Source organism: Aromatoleum tolulyticum (assembly GCF_900156155.1).
In the GTDB taxonomy this organism is placed as follows: Bacteria; Pseudomonadota; Gammaproteobacteria; order Burkholderiales; family Rhodocyclaceae; genus Aromatoleum; species Aromatoleum tolulyticum.
In genome coordinates, this window is record NZ_FTMD01000008.1 from 159,284 (window position 1) to 178,053 (window position 18,770).

Sequence of the window (18,770 nt, forward strand, 5' to 3'; positions counted from 1 at the left end):
ATGAGCACTGCACGTGGATTTCTGGGCGAAGGCGACGTCCTCTTCGACGTCTGGGACGACGACACCCAGACGTGGTGGAACAGCTGGAAGCCGATGGGCGAATCGTCGAAGTTCGCGATCGGCGCCCAGTCCGAGCTGAAGGAGAAGGAATCGCGCGGCCGCGGCACGCGCGGGCAGCTCATCGCCTCGGTGGCGCTGCTCAAGTCGCCCGAGATCGAGGTCGTGCTCGACGAGGTGAACGCCGACAACATCAAGCTCGCCTTCATGGGCACGCTTGCCAGCCTCACCCAGGGCAGCGGCTCGATCGCCGACCAGGTCATCACGGCCAAGCTCGGCCACTGGATCCCGCTCGGCAAGCGCAACTTCGCCACCGCGGCCTTTACCGTGAAGAGCAGCGACGGGGTCACGACGTACGCGCTGGGGACGGACTACGAGGTGAACTACCGCCTCGGCATGGTTCGCCCGCTCGCCACCGGTACGATCGCCGATGCGGCAAGCCTGAAGGTGTCGGGCACCTACAACGCGGTGTCCGGCTCGACCGTGAAGGGCGCGACCAAGGCGCAGCTGCGTTGCCGCCTGCTGCTCGATGGCCGCAACCTGGTCGATGGTTCGGATGCCGAATGCGAGGTCTTCGAGGCGATCCTGGCGCCCGAAGGCGAGTTCGACTTCAAGGCCGAAGATTTCGGCTCCATCACCCTGAAGGGCAAGCTGGTGACCCCGGTCGGCAAGACGAGCCCGTTCGAGGTGCGCTTCCCTGAGCTGACCTGACCCCAGGCGCCAGACCAAAGCCCCCGCCCGGGGGCTTGAGCCTGTCGCCTGAATTCCCCGCTGAGATCCCGTAACCCCGGAAGCGCTTCCCCTGCCGGGGATTACGCGCGCGCGCGAACATGGGCCGGTCCCCACCCGACCCCGCGCCATGGCCGATCTCGTCGCAAAACTCCGTCTCATCGCCGAGACCTCCGGAAAGGAGGGGATTGCCGCGCTCGCGTCCGAGCTGGAGAAGCTGGCCGCGGAAGGCGGCGAGGCGGGGCCGAAGCTTCGCGAAATGGCGTCCGAATTGCGCGGTGCGGCCAACGCGGCGCCGCAGCTCAAGGTGCTCGGCTCTGCTGCAGATCAAGCCGCTGCGGCGCTAGACCGTATCGGCATCCGCTCGTCGGACGCGATCCAGGGCGAGATCAACCAGATCAACCAGGATCTGATTCGCCTCGGCAGTAACGCCAAGGTCAGCGCCGCAGACTTCGATCGCGCCTTCGCCCAGGCACAAGGACGCATTGCCGACCTACAGCGCGAGATGAGCGGCAGCGTCGATCCCTTCACTGCGTCCGTGGGGCGTGCGACGGGCGGGCTGGGCGGTCTGCTGACCAAACTGGGGCCGATCGGCGTAGCGATCGCGACGGCCTTCTCGGTCGATCACCTCGCGCGCGCGGCGGTCGAGTTCGATCGCATCAACCGCACGCTGGAAGCCATCCAGGGCAGCGGCCAAGCCGCCGCCCGTGAGATGGGGTACATCACCGAGGCCTCGCAGCGCCTGGGGCTGGAGCTGGCGTCTGCATCACGCGCCTACGCCAACTTCATGGCCTCGACCAAGGGCACCGCCCTCGAGGGGCAGAAGGGCCGAGAGGTCTTCGAGTCGATCGCCGGGGCAATGTCGCGCCTGGGTAAGAGCAGCGCCGACACCGAAGGGGCGCTGTTCGCCGTCGGGCAGATGGTGAGCAAGGGCGTGGTGAGCATGGAAGAGCTGCGCCTGCAGCTCGCCGAGCGCCTGCCCGGGGCGATGCAGGCCGCGGCCAACGGCGCGGGCGTTACCGTCACCGAGCTGACCAAGATGGTCGAGTCCGGCCAGGTGCTGGCCGAGGATCTCCTGCCGGGGATGGCGGCGGAGCTGCAAAAGCTTTACGGCACGTCCGCCGGTGCCGAGGGCTACACCGCTTCCTGGAACCGCTTCACCAGCGCGATCGCCGAAGCCGGTGGCCGCCTCGGCCAGACCGACGCCGTCATGAAGAGCACGACCGGCGCGCTGTGGCTGCTCGAAAAGGGGACGCAGGGCGCGGGCCTGGTGGTGTTGGGCTTCTCCGAGGCGGTGTCGCTGCTGGGCGGCTCGCTGGGCGCGCTGGCCGGCGCGATCGCCTCCGGCAACTGGTCGCAGCTGGGCGACGAAATCTCGGCGATGGCGCTGAAGAGCGGCGCCAATCTCGGCGCGCTGCGCGACCGTCTGCGGGGCGTACAAGACGCGTCGACGGGCGCGGGCGGCGCCGCGAAAAGCGCCGCCGACCAGGCCATGGCGGGAAACCCCGGTTGGCTCGCCGTCGCCAACGCCTACGCGCAGGTCACGACCTCCGTCGATGCCTACGTGAAACAGGCCGAAAAGGCCCTGGAAGCGCGCCAGGCGGAAGCCGCCGCGGCGATCCAGTTCGCCCAGGCGAGCGGTAACGAGGTGCAGCTGCGGCAGGCCGAAGCCGCAGGGGCCGCAGCTGTGGCCGATGCGACGCGCCGCGTGGCCGAAGCGAAAGCGGCCCAGCTTTCGGCCTCGCAAGCGGAGCTGGTGACCAAGCAGCAGGTGGCCGCCGCCGACGGAAAGGAGTCCGAGGCCAAGCGCGACCTGATCGAGAAGATCCGGCAGAAGCTCGCGCTGCAACAGGAAGAGGCGGACAAGGCGCGCGCGGCGGCGCAGTCTGCGCAGATCGAAGCGGCAGCACGGCAGGCCACGGCAGACGCGGTGCGGGACAACTCGGGGCGGCTGGAGGAGCTGCGTGCGGCGGCGGAGCGTGCTACGGCGGCAGTGCAGGCGCTCGAAGCCGCCGAGACGGCGAACGGCGCGGGCGCTGCTGCCCTTACTGCCGCCCGAGCCGAAGCGACGCGTGCCGCGATCCTGTACAACGACGCGATCTCGGACACCATCGCGAACATCGAGGCGCAGTCTCGCGCGGAACAGGCCGCGCTGGGTGTCGAAGAGCGCCTCGGTCAGCTCAAGCTCGCGCAGATCCGCACGAGCGAACAAGTTGCGCGGGCGCTGGGGAATGAACAATACGCCGCATGGCAGGTGGTCAACGCCAAGCGCCAGGAAGCCAGTCTCGCCCAGCTGCGCGCGCGTTCGCTGCAGGTGGAGGCCGCGGCGCAGCTCAAGGCGGTGGAGGCCCGGCGTGCGGAGCTCAAGGCCGCCGGCCAGCTCACTCCGGCCAAGATCGCGGAACTCGAAGCGGCCAAGGCGTCCGCCCTCGCCAAACAGATTGAAGGTCAGATCACTGCGGAACTCGCCGCGCAGCTGAACGCGGCAGCCGATGCGGCCATCCGCCTGATGAACGCGCAAGCTGGTGCAGGCGCCGGAGGCCAGAAAATGGCCGACGGCGCACAGCAAGCCGGCCAGGGCATGCAGCAGCTCGGCAACGACATGGAATCGCTGGGCGGGCGGCTGGGCAAGATCTGGCAGGCCGCCGTCGAAGCGATCCGCGCAATCTCCCCCGCTGCCGCGGATGCGGTCGGCAAAGTCCAGGCGACCAGCAACTCGTTTCACGAGTTCGAGAGCGGGGTGCGCGGCCTCGGCCGCTCTGCTCAAGAGCTGGTTACGGAAGGCCCGCTGGGCGACCTGACGGCCGAGCTCGAGGCGGTGCGCGCCGAAACCGCCGACGTGACGACGGCCCTCGAGGGGCTCAACAACATCAACAGCCAGATGGCTGCGGGTCTGGGCTTCGCCGGTTTCTGGAAGGGCGTCGCCGCGATGACCGAGCTGCGGCGCAGCCTCCTGGACGCGAAAGCGGCGCAGATCGAGTTCTCGATCGAGGTCCAGAAGTTCAACGACCGCGTCGACGAGGGCAATCTGTCGCTGGCGAGCCAGGAGCGCCGCCTCGCCGGGCTGGTGTCCCGCGCCAAGGAACTGGGCTCTCAAGAGCTTTCCGGCTTGCGCTCGGCGCTAGAGTCCGTGCGCAGCCAGCTGCGCAGCATCGAGGACTCCGCCCGCTCGACGCTCGACAGCATCAGTGACGAACTCGACCAGATCAACGGCCGCTACGAAGACATCGAACGCCGCCGCGCCGCATCGCGCCGCGCTGAAATCGAGGGGCAGCTCGCCGAAGCGCGTGCGTCCGGCGACCAGTCGGCCGCGGCAGATCTGCAGCGCGCGCTCTCGCGGCTATCTGAGCTGGAGCGCGCCCGCCTGGCCGAAGCCCGTGCGCGCGCAGCGGAGGAGCAGGCCCGGAAGCAGGCCGAGTCTTCCCGCCAGGCGCAGCCGGCTCCTGCTGCGTCGGCTGCCCCGGTGCCGTCCTCGACGGTGCGAGTGGAGATCGCGATGCCGGACGGCACCAAGAAGCGCGTCGACGTCGTCTCTGCCAATGACGCCCAGGCGCTCACCGGCCTGCTGCGCGAGTTCGAATCCGCGATGTCGAGATCCTCATGACCATCACCCGGTTATCCGCCCACCGCCTGCTTCGCCAGTTCCACGCCCAGGCCACTCGCGAAGCCCATGCCGTACCCGAGCAGCGCCAGGCAGGCCTGCATCAGGCGGTAACGCCACGAGGTGCGGTGCAGCTGCTCGGCAAGCTCATCGGCAAACAGCTGGCCGCGGATATTCACACTGAATTCGATGAGTTTTTTCACCTCGCCGTAGGTGTCGCGCGCTTTATCGCGCGCGTATTTCCCGTCCGCATAGCCGGACTCGATCAGCTTCGCGGCGGAGCTCCAATCTTCAGGTCCCGCTGGCCCGGAGGTCAGTATGCGCAAGTACGTCGATTTCCAGTTGCTGCTCTTCCTGCTGATGTTTGCGCTCGGCATGGTCTGCGGCTCGCTCTTCGGATGGTGGTGGGCATTATGACGCTGAGAATGGCGGGCGGAGCATGCCGGGGGGGAGCATGACCATCACCCTGACCGCCGGCGCCATCGCGCTCGCCCTCGACCCCGATCTCCTCTGGGACGACGAATTCGCCTGGGCCGCGACCGAACAGAGTTTCACGCGCGGCCTCACCGGCAAGCCGATCATCCAGGCCGCCCTGCGCCAAGCCGGCCGTCCGATCACGTTGCGCAACGAGGACGACTCGAGCGCCTGGATGACCCGCGCCGACATGGCGCAGCTGCAGGCCTGGGCCGACACGCCCGACCTGCGCCTGACGCTCACGCTGCGCGGCACCGCCTACCTGGTCGTCTTCCGCCACCACGACGGCGGCCCCTTCGAGGCCCGCCCACTCGTCCATTACGCCGATCCGGTGCCTGCTGATTGGGTGCTGGCGACGCTTCGATTCATGACTGTTACTGAGTAACGCCAGATGGCAATCCAAGAACAAAACATCGTCTTCGTGCAATCGCAGGTGATGGCCGACGTCCCCGAAGGCGGCGGCGCGGCGACGGGCGCCGTCATCGTCGACGGCGCCATGAACAACGTGTTCGAGGACATCAGCGACCTCGACCGCGCCTATGGCCGGTTCAACCTCCGGAAAATCTTCATCGCGATCCGCGAGCTCGGCACGAGCCTCTACGCCGGCGCGAAAACCGTCATCACCGCGCTGCCGACCGACCCCGCCCTCGGCTACACGCTGTTCACGACGAACGACCCGTTCGACACCCGCACCGAGGCGGCCAGCCGCGTGCAGGCGTATCTCTTCAAGGGCACGACGTGGCCCGGTTACCTGAACGAAAACCACATCAGCGGCATGCAGACGATCTCGCTGATTCAGCGCATCGGCTCGCAGCTGCCCGCCATCGGCAAAACCCTGTGCATCGTCCAGGACGAGGGCCTCGCCACCGAGAAAGAGCAGTACGTGCGCGTTACAGGGGTGTCGTTTGTCGAGGCGACCTTCACCGATGGCATCGGCGATTACACGCGCTGGATCGTCACCCTGACCATCTCCGACGCGCTGCGCTACAACTTCAATGGCCATTCGATCGCGCGGGTTGAATCCGCGTACTCCTACACCGGCAAGGCACGTATCCGCGACACCTCGGTCGCCGACGCGACGCGCTACTACGGCGCGCAGCCGCTGCAGCTCGCGGCGGCGATCGGCGACCTGCAGGTGCGCGCTGCGTCGATGTTCGCGCAGTTGGTGCCCAGCGCCCAGACGGAAACCCCGCTCGTGTCGCGCACGCTGGCCGACGGGGTGGCGCCGATGATCGCGTCGTCCGCGGCGGATCTCTCCTATACCGCGGCCGGCGCCGCCATCGGCCCGGGACTGCGTCTCGTGCTGCGGGGTGGGGCGATGCCGGGCACCGTATCGGTGATGGTGGGCGCCGTGACGGTGACCGACGATCGCGCGGGCAATGTCCTGTCGGGCACGACGATCATCGGCACCATCAGCCATGCCACGGGCGAGATCATCTTCTCGAGCAACGCCCCGGCCGCCTCGGGCACCGCGAACATCACCTATCGCCCGGGGGTGGCAGCGGCCAACCAGGCGCACACGCGCACGCAGTCGGTCACGGTCGAGAACCGCGCGCTCAACTGGGTGCTGACGCTCGCGCCCATCCCCGCGCCGGGCTCGCTGCAGATCGCGTACATGGCGCAGGGCAATTGGTATCTGCTCACGGACGACGGCGCGGGCGGGATCGTCGGTGCCGAGGCCTCCTATGGTGCGGGCACCATCAGCTATGTGACGGGCGCCGTTTCCATCACGCTCGGCGCCCTGCCGGATGCCGGCTCGCAGATCCTGTACACGTGGGGCTCGCCTGTCCATTACGTGGTGCGGGCGGGGGCAACCGAAGACGCCGCCGCGACGCTGCGGCTCGAATTCACGCTGGCCCAGCATCCGGTGGTGCCCGGCAGCTACACCGCGAGCTATCCCGTCGGCGGGGTGTCGCGCAACGCCACCGACGCCTCGGCCAACGCCTCGATCAGCGGCACGGGCGTCACGGGAACGATCGACTACGCAACGGGGGCGGTCGCGCTGGAATTCACGGCGCCGCCGGACTCGGGCGCGAGCGTGACGAACGCCTACACCTGGCGAAATGGCACGGGGCTGATGAGCGGCACCACCGCCACCATCTCCGGCAGCCAATTCACGATTCCCGGCACGGCGCCGTTCCGCAATGGCGGCACGATGCTGTTCAACGTGGTGACGAGCAAGGGCAACGTATCCGCGTCCGCGTTCATCACCACCGGCGGGCAGCTGCGCGTGAAAGCCGGCGGCGCAACGCTGCAGACCTACCGCGTGTCCTGGTCAGAGCAGCCGATCGGCACCTTCGACGCGGCAACCGGCGTCGTCACCCTCACGGCTTCGCTGTCGGTGATGGTCATGATGTGGACCGAGAACGTGAAGTCGTGGGAAGGGCCGGTCGAGTCGGCGTCCCTCGCGGGCGTGTCGTCGATCGCGGTGGAGCGCGACACCACGGCCTACGACCCCAACGCCATCACGGGCGAGACGGTGGCGCTGAGCTCCGCCGGCCTCGATCTGGACCTGACGACCACGGTGGGAGACGCCACCGTCGCCTCGTCGGTGATGCTGCTGCTCGCCGGCAGCATCTACGTCGACCGCGGCGGCGTGCTGTACAAGGACCCCAGCGTCACGACCGGCTCCGGCCTCGCTGCTGGCAGCATCGACTACTCGACCGGCCGCGTGAAGGTCACCAGCTGGACGAACAACACCGCGCTCGGCCTGCAGGTGCTCAGCTGCCTGACCCAGTACGGCGATTTCACCACCGTCGCAGCCTCGTTCCGCGCCCCCATCGCCCCGCTGAAGCCGACCAGCGTCAGCATCACGGCCACGGCCGCCGACGGCACGCTGATCTCCGCCACCTCCGACAGCGACGGCAACATCGCCGGCGCCCTGGTGCGCGGCGCGGTCAATTACGAGTTCGGCACGGCCTGGCTCGAGTTCGGCGAGCTGGTGGCGAGCGTCTGGGCGCCGCGCGACGTGATCCCCGCGTCGATCCGCTACAACGCCGTCGGCTACACCTATCTTCCGCTCAACGCGGACATTCTGGGCATCGACCCCGTGCGCCTGCCGCCTGATGGCCGGGTGCCGATCTATCGCCCCGGCGATGTCGTTATGGTGATGAACATCGCCGACACCGCGCCGGCCACCGTCGCCAACGGCGGCACCATCGCCTGCGGCCGCACCCGTATCGCCTGGGTTCGCGTCATCGACGCCAATGGCGCGACCGTCACTGCCGGCTACACGCTCGACCGCGACACCGGCGTCGTTACGTTCACCGACGTCACCGGCATCGTCATGCCCGTGACGGTACGCCACACCGTCGGCGACCTGCGCCAGATCACGGACGCCCAGATCAGCGGGCAACTCACGCTCGCCCGTGCGCTCACGCACAACTATCCGGTCGAAGGCACGCTCGTCGCCTCGTGCCTCATCCACGGCGACCGCCGCGCCCGCGTGTCGGCCGTGTGGGACCAGGCGACGTGGGACAACACCTGGGTCGATAACATCGTCGGCTCGGCGGCGACGGCGACGCTCGACACCATCGCGCACCCCATCACCGTCACGAACGATGGTGCCGAGACCGAGCGCTGGCTGCTGCGCTGGACCAGCACCACGAACGTGGAGCTCATCGGCGAGACGCGCGGCCTCGTCTATAGCGGGGCATTCACTGCGAACATCGCCCCGATCAACCCGCGCACCCGCAACACGGACGGCTCGGGCGGGGTGCCCTATCTCACCATCCCCGTCGCTGCCAACGGCGGCGGCTGGAGCGCCGGCAACGTCGTGCGCATCAACACCGTGGGCGCGCTCGCCGACATGTGGCTCGCGCGCTCGATCCAGCAATCCGACATGCCCGCCGGTACTGGCGCCGACGGGTGCGAGATTTACGCGCTCGGCAACATCGATCGGCCGTAAGGGAGGCCTGCAGCAATGGCAATCATCAATAACGCGGTGCGCTCGTACAACAGCACCATGCCCAATGGTCCGCAACTACCCGGTACAGCCGGCTCACTGGTCGCGCTGCTGAAGGCGTGTTTGGTGGACGGATTCGACACCCGGTCGGTCAATAGCATCTCAGTCTCGGGCGGCATCGCCACGGCGACGATCAGCGCGGGTAACCCATTCGCCGCAAACGACGTGATCCGCATCGCCGGGGCGACCGGTGCGCTGTCGGCGCTCAATGGCGATTGGCGTCTGAGTTCAGGCGCCGCAACGACCGTCACGTTCGACGTCGGCAGCATGCCGGACGGGAGCGCTACCGGCACGATGACCGCGCTGCGCGCCCCGGCGGGCTGGGTCCAGGCCTTTTCTGCGACAAACAAGGCGGCATTCAAGTCGGGGGATGTAACGGCAACCGGGAAGCTTCTGCGCCTCGACGATTCGGCTGCCACCTATGCGCGCGTGATCGGCTACGAAACGATGTCGGATGTGGATAGCGGAACCGGGCCGTTTCCCACCGAGGTACAGCAGGCCGGCGGCGGATATTGGGGCAAGAGCAGCGTGTCCGGCGCGACGGTGCGTGCGTGGCGTATTCGGGCCGATGCGCTGGGATTCGAGATTTCCGTACAGTATGACGGCACGAACTGGATCACCGCGTGGTTCGGCGACTTGATTCGCGAATTTCCAACGGACGAGGCCGCGGTACTGCTGACGTGCGGCGCCTCCGCGACAGTTTCAAATATGGGGCTACTGCCCCTGTTTGGCGCGACTAGTGGTCATTTCATGCCCAGAGCCTGGACACAGGCGGCTGGGGCCATTCAGGCGCGGAAGTTCGGGCACCCGAATAGCTCGGCGGGCGCGGGTTATGCCGGGCTCGACTATCCCGCCCCCGGCAGCGGGCTGTTGTATGCCACGCCCATCGAGGTATGGGAGTCCGGCGCTGTGCTCCGCGGCGTGCTGCCTGGGCTTTATGCACCGATCCACCCTGCCGCACAACTGACGGACGGAAGCGCGGAGCCAAGCGTTTCAGGAATGCCCGGTCGGCGGTTCGTCATTCAAAGAACGTCCTACGCCGGATCGAACTACGCCTTCGCAATTGACACGACGGGGCCGTGGAGATGAGCGGAAAAATTCTGCGCCGTCTGGTGGTGACCGATGCTGTCGCCGGCGGTCGAGGATTCCTTGAGGGGACGACCAAGGTAGTGGGTACGCCAGACGCGCCCGTGAGTCGGCGCGTGCATCTGATTATGCAGATAAGCGCTCGTGCCGAGCTGGCATTCCCCGGTCGAATCGCCCGCAGTGCGTGGTCCGATCCCGTCACCGGCGCGTGGCGGTTCGACTATATCAACGCGGCGGCCAAGTTCGCCGTACTCGCGTATGACCACACCGGCGTCAATGACCCCGCCGCAAAGGTCGGGCTTATTCCAACCCCCATGCCGGACGTTATCTGACTATGGACATCTCGACCGCGCACTCTAACGCCCGCAACGCAGCTGCCCGACTGCCCGCACTGCAGGCCTCGTTCGATCTCCTCGACTCCGGCCCCGGCGCACCCTACATCGAACTCTACGGCACCGTTCGCCCAGCCCCTGGCGCCGCCCCCGGCGGTTCGCCGCTCGTCACCTGCACCATGTCCAATCCGCCCGGCACCGTCGACGGCGCGCTGTTCCGCATCGTCCTCACGACGCCGATCGAAGGGCAGATCGCCGTCGCGGGCGACGCCGTGTGGGCGCGCATCTACGACGGCGCGGGCGCCTGGTGGGCCGACGCCTCGGTCTCCGACGATGCCGGCAGCGGCGAAATCAAGCTGCAGGTGGTAACGCTCGCCGTGGGGGCCTTCGTGCGCATCACGTCCGCGACCTTGCAGGGGTAATCGGTGGCCGTCGATCTGCGTTTCTGGCGTGCGGTTACGACGACCCCTGGGGCCGTCGAGCTCCGCTTCGCCGACGCCCCCACGCAGACCGACGTTACCGGCTCGCTCGCCGCAACCCTCCCCGCGGCACAGCCGCCCGCACTGGCCCTCGCCGCCACGGGCGACAGCTATGTCCTGGTCACCGGCACGCTGTCGGCCAGCCTCCCGCCGCCGACGCTGTCGCTCACGCTGGATGCGATCGAGGCCCCCGTTGGCGTCACAATCGACGCGACGCTACCCGCGCCGATTCTCCCGGCCCTCGAGCTGGCTGCCCTCGGCGAGCAGCTGCAGGCCGTCACCCTCGCGGCGACGTTCCCCGCCCCACAGATCCCGGCCCTGTCGCTCGACGCCGCCGTGACCTACGACAGCGCGCTCCCCGACGCCGTCGGGCCTCGCACCGCTCCCCGTCACGCCTCGGCGCTCGCCATTTCCGCGGGCCTCGCGGCGCACCAGCAGGCAATGCTGGCTGCGCACACGCCGGGCAACGCCACGCATGCACAGGCCCTGCCGCTGGCGATCGGGGCCCGGCCGCGCGACCAGGGAATGCTGCCCGCGCAGCGCCCGCTCAACCAGCGCCACCAACACGGCGGCGCCCTCGCGTCCGCCCTGCGTCCGCGCCATGCCGACCATGAGCGCGCCCGTCGTGCGCTCCGGCAGCGGCATCAGTCCGGACTCGCCGCCGCTGCTGGTTCCCGGCCCCGTCATGCGGAGCAGATCCGCACGCGGCAGCACCGGCGCGCCGATCACCAGTCGGGGCTGCCACTCAACTGTGCCGCCCGTACGGCCGCCCACAACGGCCTGCCCACCTCCACCCGTCGCAGCGTCCGCCACCAGCAGGCCATTCCGTTGCCAGTGGGGATGTGGCGCCCCGACCCCGGCGTCGAGCCGCCGGTTCCGAATCCCTACAGCAGCCCCGTTCATCTGCTGTTCTGGCGTCTCAATGACGGCACGACGAATCTGCGGTTCGGTAACCGGCCGCCGGCGCCTGGGGTCGTTATCCCCGTTCCGGAGTACTACTTTGTGATCAACACCGTTACGTTCGTTCGCGCCGACACGGGAGCCCCTGTCGCTGCTCGCCAGTTCTCGGCCAGCATCGACGTCGATAGCTGGACGTGGAGCTGGAGTGCGACGTTGCCCATCACTGAACTCGGCGCCGTGAAATCTCCTGCCCTGGGTGAGCAGTTCGAACTCATCGCCACCTTGAACGGGTCCCCCCTGCGCCTGGTCGTCGAAAAAATCAACCGCGATCGGCGCTTCGGTGATGGCAGGGTCAGGGTGTCCGGCCTCGGCCGCGCTGCGTGGCTTGCGGATCCGTACGCGGCCGTCGAGACCCGCTCAAACGCCCAGGCACGAACCGCCCGCCAGCTCCTCGAGGACGCGCTCACGACCAACGGAGTCTCTATTGGCTGGACCGTCGATTGGCGTATCACCGACTGGCTCGTCCCCGCTGGCGCATGGAGCCATCAAGGCACCTACAAGGACGCCGCGAATCGTATCGCCGAAGCGGGCGGCGCGTACGTACAGGGCCACGACACCGAGCAAACTCTGATCGTGCTGCCGCGCTATCCGGCTGCCCCGTGGGCTTGGGCCTCGCTCACGCCCGACCTCGAGCTGCCCGAGGATGTCGTCGAGGTGGAAGGCATCGAATGGACCGATCGTCCCGCCTACAACGCCGTCTATGTCACGGGCGGATCCACCGGCGGCCGCCACGACCGCATCCTGCGCACCGGCACCGCCGCCGACCGCATCGCCCCGCAGATTGTCGACTCGCTCGCAACGGCCCCCGAGATGACTCGGCAGCGCGGTCTCGCCGCGCTCGCCGACACCGGCCGCCAGGCGCGCATCACCCTTCGGCTGCCCGTCCTGCCCGAGACCGGCCTGATCACCCCGGGGAAGCTCATCCGCTACGTCGAGTCCGGCACGTCTCGTCTTGGGCTCAGTCGCGCCATCGAGGTGAGCCACGACTTCCCGCAACTCTGGCAAACGATACAGGTGGAAACACATGAGCTGGAACCCGTATAAGCGCCTCCTCGCACTCCTCCCCGGCGCGCCGCTCCTCACCGGCGAGGTCGTGGCCGCGCACGCCGACGGCGTCACGATTCAGCTCAGCGACGGCGCACAGCTACGCGTCCGCGGCGAAGCGGCAGTCGGGGAACATGTGTATGTACGAGCGGGAGTGATCGAGGGTCCGGCACCCGCCCTGACGGGCGTCGATCAGACGGTGTAACTCGCCGACAAGGTGTTGGATCAGGCGCAATTCGTTTGCGCAGGGTCCAAGCTCAAGCGAGCGTCAATTTTCGCGCAATTCAGTGCCAATTATCGCGCGCCGCTACAATGAGCGGGATTTTCCGGTCCCGACGGGGCATGCCGGGCGTGACATGCTCCATGGGTATAATTCCCGATTTGCATGTCCGCGGGCGGCTGCCGTCCGCGCGGGCGCGAGGTGTCGGGCGAATGACGGTAAGGAAGCGCGGGATGCGAAGCTGGATCATGTGGTTGGCACTGCTGGCCTTACCCGCGTGGGCGGGCGAGGACGAAGTCGTGCTCTATCCCGGCTACGGGGATGTGCGCGGGGCTGCCGTGGAGGGGCGCGTGATCGAACGCCACGAGTCGGGCGAGGCGCGCGTCGACGATGGCAGCTGGCGCAATCTCCGGCGCAACGCGCGCTTGCTGAAGAACGACGAGCGCGGGCAGCGCCCCGTGACCGTCACGGTGGCCAGCCGCGAGTGGGAAACGCAGAGCGATGACGAGGGCTATTTCCGTGTCGAGCTGGATGCGGCGGCGCCCCTGGCCGAAGGCTGGCACGAGGTGCTTGCCCGTAGCGGCGATGCGTCGGGCCGCGGCGAACTGCTCGTGGTGCCGTCGGCGAACCGCAGCGGGCTGGTCTCGGATATCGACGACACGATCCTCGTCAGCGAGGTCAATGACAAGCGGCGCCTGCTGGCCAACAGCCTGCTGAAGAATCCGGCGCAGCGGCAAGCCGTGGCCGGGACGGCCGGGCTGTACGCGCAGCGTGGCGCGCTCAATCCGCAGCCGGCGGCCGCGCCACTGTTCTACCTTTCCGCATCGCCGCGGCAGTTGCAGCGGCCGGTCGGCGAATTCCTTCAGCGCAACCGGTTTCCTGCGGGGGTGCTGCTGATGAAGCGGGTGACCGACGACGACAGCAGCGATCCCCTGCTCGACCAGTTCGCCTACAAGACGCGCCGGATCGAGGAGATCTTCCGGCGCCTGCCCGATGTCCGCTTCGTGCTGGTCGGCGACGACGGTGAGCGCGATCCGGAGATCTACGACCGGGTACGGCGCCAGCACCCCGGTCAGGTCGAGGCGATCTGGATCCGCCGCGTACACCCCGATCCGCGGCGGGAAAGGTACGAGGGCCAGCGCGACCTGGCCGAAGTGCTCCGCCAAGCTGCCATCCGGTGACGAAATGAAGCGATACCTTCTCGCAATACTTGCGTGCGTTCCGCTGCTGGCGACGGCCGGCACGGGGACCTTTTCCCTGCAGTCCCTTTCCGCCGACGAGCTGCAGTCGCGCCAGCAGGCGGACCTGGCGGCCGTTCTGCGTTATCGCAGCGGCCTGCGCTCGGTGATCGAATTCGCCGCCGGTCAGCCCCGGCTGTTCCCCGCCGTGCGGGCGTCGGACAAGCGTCTGCTGTCGCAGGAGGAGCGCGATGCGGTGCGGGCGGTGTGGCGCCGCCTGCGGGATTACTTCGTCGCGCTCGACTCCATCGCCGCCCTGCACGCGGATTACCGCCGACTGGGCGACGAGCGGCAGCGTGCCGCGTCCTTCCTGGTCAATCAGGCGGCCTTTCTGGCCCAGTACCGCAGCGCACTGGAGTTCATCGATGTTGCACGTCACGAGCCCGGTCTGGACGTGCTGTTCAATGAGCCCTTGCCCGATGCGGGCGGCGCGCCGCGCAGTTTCGACCGTTTCAAGTTCCGCTTCCTCAACGTCGCGCGGGCCACGGAGTTCGCGGCGCGGGAGGTGTTGTCGCGCCACTACGGTGGCGCCGCGGACCCGGCGCTGGCCGACGTCGTCCGCGAGGACGCAGGAGTCATCGCACGCATGGGGCGTGGGCGCGGCGAGACGATGACCGTTGCCAATGCCGTGGACGTGGTGCGCAAGAGCGGGTTCGGCCTGTGGTTTCCGGTGCAGGCGGGCGTGGCCGAGTGGATGGGCGACACCAAGGTGCTCCGTCTGCAGCGCAGCCTGATTTCGGCCGAGCAGATCGCGACCCTGCCGGGCCGGCTCGAGCCCGGCGACATCCTGCTCGAACGCCGCGAGTGGTATGTGTCGAACGTCGGTCTGCCCGGCTTCTGGCCGCACGCGGCGCTCTACATCGGCTCTCCGGCGGAGCGCGAAAGCTACTTCGATACCCCCGAGGTGCGCGACTGGGTGCGTGCGCAGGGAGAGCCGTCGGGCTCCTTCGAGCGCCTGCTCGCCCGCCGCCACCCGCGGGCGCAGGCCGATGGCGCGGCGGAGCATGGGGGGCATCCGGCGCGTGTCGTCGAGGCGATCAGCGAAGGGGTGGCCTTCACCACCATCGAGCATTCGGCCGATGCGGATTCGCTGGCGGTGCTGCGGCCGCGGGTGTCGCGCGTGGACAAGGCGATGGCGCTGTTGCGGGCCTACGGCTATGCGGGACGGCCGTACGATTTCAACTTCGATTTCCGCAGTGATGCGGCGCTGGTGTGTTCGGAACTGGTCTTCAAGGCCTACGAGGCCGAGGGCGGGCGCCGCGGCCTCGCGTTCCCGGTGAACGAGGTGCTCGGGCGCCTGGCGACCTCGCCCAACGACATCGTCGAGCAGTTCGACAGCCAGTTCGGCTCCCCCGCCCAGCAGACGGACCTGGTGCTGTTCCTCGACGGCCAGGAGCGGGCGGGGCGGGCGGTCGATGCGACGCTGGAAGAATTCCGCCGCAGCTGGCGGCGGCCGAAATGGCATCTGCTGACCCAGGCCCGCGTGACCGGGCAGGGGCTGTGAGCGCCCGCGACACGCCCTGTCCGTTCAAGGCGGTGTCGGCGATCGCTCTCCGACCCGACGGACGTTACCATTGGACCGTTCGTCATCACGGTGGTGACGGTGATTACCGATTCGGCAAGGGAAGGGAAATGTTTGGAGACAGCGAGCGCGAGCTTACGCATACGCGCCAGATCACGTGCCGCGCCTTTCGGCGCAAGGACGGTCTGTGGGAAATCGAGGCGACGGTAGTGGACGAGAAGGGCGAGGACGTCCCGTTCCGTTCGCGCGAGCCGGTACGTGCCGGTGAGTTCATGCATCACATGGGCATCAATTTCCTCATCGACGAGAATTTCACGATTCTCGACGTACGGGCCGCGATGCAGGCGACGCCGTGGACGGGGTGCGGCGAAGCGGTGGATGCCTACCGCCGCCTGATCGGGCTGCAGATCGGGCCGGGCTTCGGGCGGCTGATTCGCGAGCGTATCGGCAGCGAACACGGCTGCGCCCATCTCACCGACCTGATCACGCAGGTCGGCAACACCTACACGCAGGCTTCGTGGCCCGACCGCGTGGCGCGGCAGGTCGCCATCGACCCGGACCCGCGGCGCTGGCCGGATTCGCGTGCCTTGGCCTTTGTCGGCGAATGCCGCGTGTGGAAACGCGACGGCGACACGCTGCGGCAGGAATATCCGGAACTCGCCCAGCAGTGAGGCCGGCCCGGCGTCCGCGCGGATCGATGGGCGCAGGACGCCGCAGGTCGGCCGCGGGGCGGTGAAGGTTCCGCGGGCAAAATGAGCCGCCTCGACAGCGGCGGATCGGCGGTCTAGGCTGAGTCGGGTGCGGCCCTTTCGTCGCCGTGCCGTTTGCGGTGGGGATGCAGCATGCCGACACCAGCCTCCGATCCTTCACCCAAGGTGGTCGCGCTGCGGCCCGACCGGGAAGTCCTCACGCGACAGCGGCTGCCTTATTTCGTCGGGATCTCGGGCGAGACGGCCGGCAGCCGCGGGCTGTCCATGCACATGGTGGTGATTCCGCCGGGCGGGGTTGCGGCGCCGCATCGGCACCGCGGTTACGAGACGGCGATCTATGTGCTCGAAGGTCGCGTCGAGACGCGCTTCGGGCCCGGTCTGCGCGAGCGGGTCGTGAGCAGCGCGGGGGAGTTCCTGTTCATCCCGCCGGACGTCCCGCACCAGGCCTTCAATCTCAGCGACACCGACCCGGCACGGGCGATCGTCGCGCGCAACGATCCTGCGGAGCAGGAGAACGTCGTGCCCTACGACCCCGCCGAAGATCCCCGCGCGGGCAGCGGCTGAACCGGTTCCGGGCCGGCCGGCGGGCCGTCGCCGCAGTGCGGGGCGCAGTGCGGGCAATTCTTTCCTACGATAAGGTCTACCCACCCGTGAGGGGCCGGATAGGGCTGCGGCGCCTCCGGGCGGCGGAAGGCTGCATCGTGGTGCATAGTATGGCGATGCACATTGAATGGGCGGCGTTTGCACCGCCGTAGTGCGGCCGCGTGTGAAATTCGCTGGAGCGGCACGGAATGGTGCTTTGCCTGTGGGGAATTTCACCCTGGCATGGTCTTCGCTGATGTCCGATGAATCGCAACCGGATCGAATCATCATGACGACGCTGTTTTTCGACGAAATGCACGACGGGGACGCGACGACGCGCCCGCACTACCTTCCGTTCGAAACCTGGGCTCGCGGGCTGTCGCCGGATGTGATGGCGCGCAAGCGGGCGGAGGCGGACCTCGCGTTCCGCCGCCTGGGCATCACCTTCGCCGTGTATGGCGAGGAAGCCGGCACCGAGCGGCTGATTCCCTTCGACACCATCCCGCGCATCATCCCCAATGCGGAATGGAAGACGCTGCGCGCCGGGTTGAAGCAGCGCGTGAAGGCGTTGAACATGTTCCTGGGCGACATCTACAACGGCCAGGACATCCTGCGTGCAGGCCGCATCCCGGCCGACGAGGTGCTCGACAACGCGCAGTTCCGTCCGGAGATGAGGGGCTTCAAGGTGCCCAACGGCATCTACGCGCATATCGCGGGCGTGGACATCGTGCGCGCGGGGGCGGGGGAGTTCTACGTGCTGGAGGACAACCTGCGCGTGCCCTCGGGCGTGTCCTACATGCTGGAGAACCGCAAGATGATGATGCGGCTGTTCCCCGAGCTGTTCGCGCAGCAGAAGATCGCGCCGGTGGAGCACTACCCGGACCTGCTGCTGGAGACGCTGCGCGCGGTGGCGCCGGCCGGCGTGGATGATCCGACCGTGGTCGTGATGACGCCGGGGGCATTCAACTCGGCCTACTTCGAGCACTCCTTCCTCGCCCAGCAGATGGGCGTGGAGCTCGTCGAAGGCCGCGACCTCTTCATCGACCACGACGCCGTCTATATGCGCACGACCTGCGGTCCGAAGCGCGTGGATGTGATCTACCGCCGCATCGACGACGACTTCCTCGATCCGCAGGTCTTCCGCGCGGATTCGATGCTGGGCGTGCCGGGGCTGCTGAAGGCCTACCGCGCCGGGCGCGTGACGCTGTGCAACGCGATCGGCACCGGCGTCGCCGACGACAAGTCGATCTACCCCTACGTCGGCGAGATGGTGCGCTTCTACCTCGGCGAGGAGCCGATCCTCAACAACGTGCCGACCTGGCGCTGCCGCGAGAAGGACGACCTGCGCTACGTGCTGGCTCATCTGCCGGAACTGGTCGTGAAGGAGGTGCATGGCGCCGGCGGTTACGGCATGCTGGTCGGGCCGGCCGCGACGAAGGCCGAGATCGAGCAGTTCCGCGCGGTGCTCGTCGCGCATCCGGACAAGTACATCGCGCAGCCGACGCTGGCGCTGTCGACCTGTCCGACCTATGTCGACAGCGGCATCGCGCCGCGCCACATCGACCTGCGGCCTTTCGTGCTGTCGGGCAAGGAGGTTTCGCTGGTGCCGGGCGGGCTCACGCGCGTCGCGCTGCGCGAGGGCTCGCTGGTGGTCAATTCCTCGCAAGGCGGCGGGACCAAGGACACCTGGGTGCTGGAGAACGGCCATGCCGAACCGCACCGCTGAGTCCTCCCGCCTTCGCCCCCCGACCACGACCGCCGCGCCGGAGCCC

At 68.2% G+C, this 18,770-nt stretch carries 15 protein-coding genes; 14 read left to right on the top strand and 1 reads right to left on the bottom strand.

Features of this window, described 5'->3' with window-relative positions:
- Entirely contained in the window at positions 1 to 768 is a 768-nt protein-coding gene (locus BW991_RS13630) for a phage tail tube protein (protein WP_076602652.1), read from the top strand.
- 148 nt (positions 769 to 916) lie between these two features.
- The gene (locus tag BW991_RS13635) at positions 917 to 4,390 is read left to right on the top strand and encodes a tape measure protein (protein WP_076602653.1); all 3,474 of its coding nucleotides are present in this window, start codon (positions 917 to 919) and stop codon (positions 4,388 to 4,390) included.
- An 11-nt stretch (positions 4,391 to 4,401) separates the two neighbouring features.
- Here the strand turns inward: BW991_RS13635 and BW991_RS13640 are convergent, their stop codons facing one another.
- Positions 4,402 to 4,713 carry a hypothetical protein gene (locus BW991_RS13640; protein ID WP_076602654.1) on the bottom strand — a complete coding sequence of 104 codons (312 nt, stop codon included), beginning with the start codon at positions 4,711 to 4,713 and terminating at the stop codon, positions 4,402 to 4,404.
- A 128-nt stretch (positions 4,714 to 4,841) separates the two neighbouring features.
- On the opposite strand from BW991_RS13640, the gene BW991_RS13645 reads away from it, so the two are divergent.
- The 12 genes from BW991_RS13645 to BW991_RS13700 all read left to right on the top strand — a co-directional run bounded on the left by BW991_RS13645 (position 4,842) and on the right by BW991_RS13700 (position 18,724).
- The gene (locus tag BW991_RS13645) at positions 4,842 to 5,246 is read left to right on the top strand and encodes a hypothetical protein (RefSeq protein WP_076602655.1); all 405 of its coding nucleotides are present in this window, start codon (positions 4,842 to 4,844) and stop codon (positions 5,244 to 5,246) included.
- Between the two features lie 6 nt (positions 5,247 to 5,252).
- Entirely contained in the window at positions 5,253 to 8,768 is a 3,516-nt protein-coding gene (locus BW991_RS13650; RefSeq protein ID WP_076602656.1) for a hypothetical protein, read from the top strand.
- A 15-nt stretch (positions 8,769 to 8,783) separates the two neighbouring features.
- Entirely contained in the window at positions 8,784 to 9,914 is a 1,131-nt protein-coding gene (locus BW991_RS13655) for a hypothetical protein (protein ID WP_076602657.1), read from the top strand.
- Positions 9,911 to 10,243, top strand: coding sequence for a hypothetical protein (locus BW991_RS13660; RefSeq protein ID WP_139335937.1), 333 nt, complete (start codon positions 9,911 to 9,913; stop codon positions 10,241 to 10,243). Before BW991_RS13655 ends, BW991_RS13660 begins: the two co-directional genes overlap by 4 nt.
- 2 nt (positions 10,244 to 10,245) lie before the next feature.
- A complete protein-coding gene (locus tag BW991_RS13665) occupies positions 10,246 to 10,665 on the top strand; it encodes a hypothetical protein (protein WP_076602659.1) in 420 nt (139 codons plus the stop codon).
- Positions 10,666 to 10,668: 3 nt separating this feature from the next.
- Positions 10,669 to 12,726, top strand: a complete 2,058-nt coding sequence (locus BW991_RS13670; protein ID WP_076602660.1) for a hypothetical protein — start codon at positions 10,669 to 10,671, stop codon at positions 12,724 to 12,726.
- The gene (locus BW991_RS13675) at positions 12,707 to 12,931 is read left to right on the top strand and encodes a hypothetical protein (RefSeq protein ID WP_076602661.1); all 225 of its coding nucleotides are present in this window, start codon (positions 12,707 to 12,709) and stop codon (positions 12,929 to 12,931) included. Before BW991_RS13670 ends, BW991_RS13675 begins: the two co-directional genes overlap by 20 nt.
- A 248-nt stretch (positions 12,932 to 13,179) precedes the next feature.
- Positions 13,180 to 14,127, top strand: a complete 948-nt coding sequence (locus tag BW991_RS13680; protein ID WP_076602662.1) for a phosphatase domain-containing protein — start codon at positions 13,180 to 13,182, stop codon at positions 14,125 to 14,127.
- A gap of 4 nt (positions 14,128 to 14,131) precedes the next feature.
- Complete coding sequence (locus BW991_RS13685; RefSeq protein WP_076602663.1) at positions 14,132 to 15,688, top strand: YiiX/YebB-like N1pC/P60 family cysteine hydrolase; 1,557 nt, start codon at positions 14,132 to 14,134, stop codon at positions 15,686 to 15,688.
- Positions 15,689 to 15,816: 128 nt separating this feature from the next.
- On the top strand, positions 15,817 to 16,377 hold the full coding sequence (locus BW991_RS13690) for a DUF2889 domain-containing protein (RefSeq protein ID WP_076602664.1): 561 nt from the start codon (positions 15,817 to 15,819) through the stop codon (positions 16,375 to 16,377).
- 171 nt (positions 16,378 to 16,548) lie between these two features.
- The gene (locus BW991_RS13695; protein WP_076602665.1) at positions 16,549 to 16,980 is read left to right on the top strand and encodes a cupin domain-containing protein; all 432 of its coding nucleotides are present in this window, start codon (positions 16,549 to 16,551) and stop codon (positions 16,978 to 16,980) included.
- A 307-nt stretch (positions 16,981 to 17,287) separates the two neighbouring features.
- Complete coding sequence (locus tag BW991_RS13700) at positions 17,288 to 18,724, top strand: circularly permuted type 2 ATP-grasp protein (protein WP_076602742.1); 1,437 nt, start codon at positions 17,288 to 17,290, stop codon at positions 18,722 to 18,724.
- Positions 18,725 to 18,770 lie beyond the last annotated feature (46 nt).

Coding starts and splice junctions, on each gene's coding strand:
- BW991_RS13675 (WP_076602661.1), top strand. CDS start 12,707: ATGAGCTGGAACCCGTATAAGCGCCTCCTCGCACTCCTCCCCGGCGCG.
- BW991_RS13665 (WP_076602659.1), top strand. CDS start 10,246: ATGGACATCTCGACCGCGCACTCTAACGCCCGCAACGCAGCTGCCCGA.
- BW991_RS13680 (WP_076602662.1), top strand. CDS start 13,180: ATGCGAAGCTGGATCATGTGGTTGGCACTGCTGGCCTTACCCGCGTGG.
- BW991_RS13630 (WP_076602652.1), top strand. CDS start 1: ATGAGCACTGCACGTGGATTTCTGGGCGAAGGCGACGTCCTCTTCGAC.
- BW991_RS13690 (WP_076602664.1), top strand. CDS start 15,817: ATGTTTGGAGACAGCGAGCGCGAGCTTACGCATACGCGCCAGATCACG.
- BW991_RS13635 (WP_076602653.1), top strand. CDS start 917: ATGGCCGATCTCGTCGCAAAACTCCGTCTCATCGCCGAGACCTCCGGA.
- BW991_RS13650 (WP_076602656.1), top strand. CDS start 5,253: ATGGCAATCCAAGAACAAAACATCGTCTTCGTGCAATCGCAGGTGATG.
- BW991_RS13660 (WP_139335937.1), top strand. CDS start 9,911: ATGAGCGGAAAAATTCTGCGCCGTCTGGTGGTGACCGATGCTGTCGCC.
- BW991_RS13685 (WP_076602663.1), top strand. CDS start 14,132: ATGAAGCGATACCTTCTCGCAATACTTGCGTGCGTTCCGCTGCTGGCG.
- BW991_RS13695 (WP_076602665.1), top strand. CDS start 16,549: ATGCCGACACCAGCCTCCGATCCTTCACCCAAGGTGGTCGCGCTGCGG.
- BW991_RS13655 (WP_076602657.1), top strand. CDS start 8,784: ATGGCAATCATCAATAACGCGGTGCGCTCGTACAACAGCACCATGCCC.
- BW991_RS13645 (WP_076602655.1), top strand. CDS start 4,842: ATGACCATCACCCTGACCGCCGGCGCCATCGCGCTCGCCCTCGACCCC.
- BW991_RS13700 (WP_076602742.1), top strand. CDS start 17,288: ATGACGACGCTGTTTTTCGACGAAATGCACGACGGGGACGCGACGACG.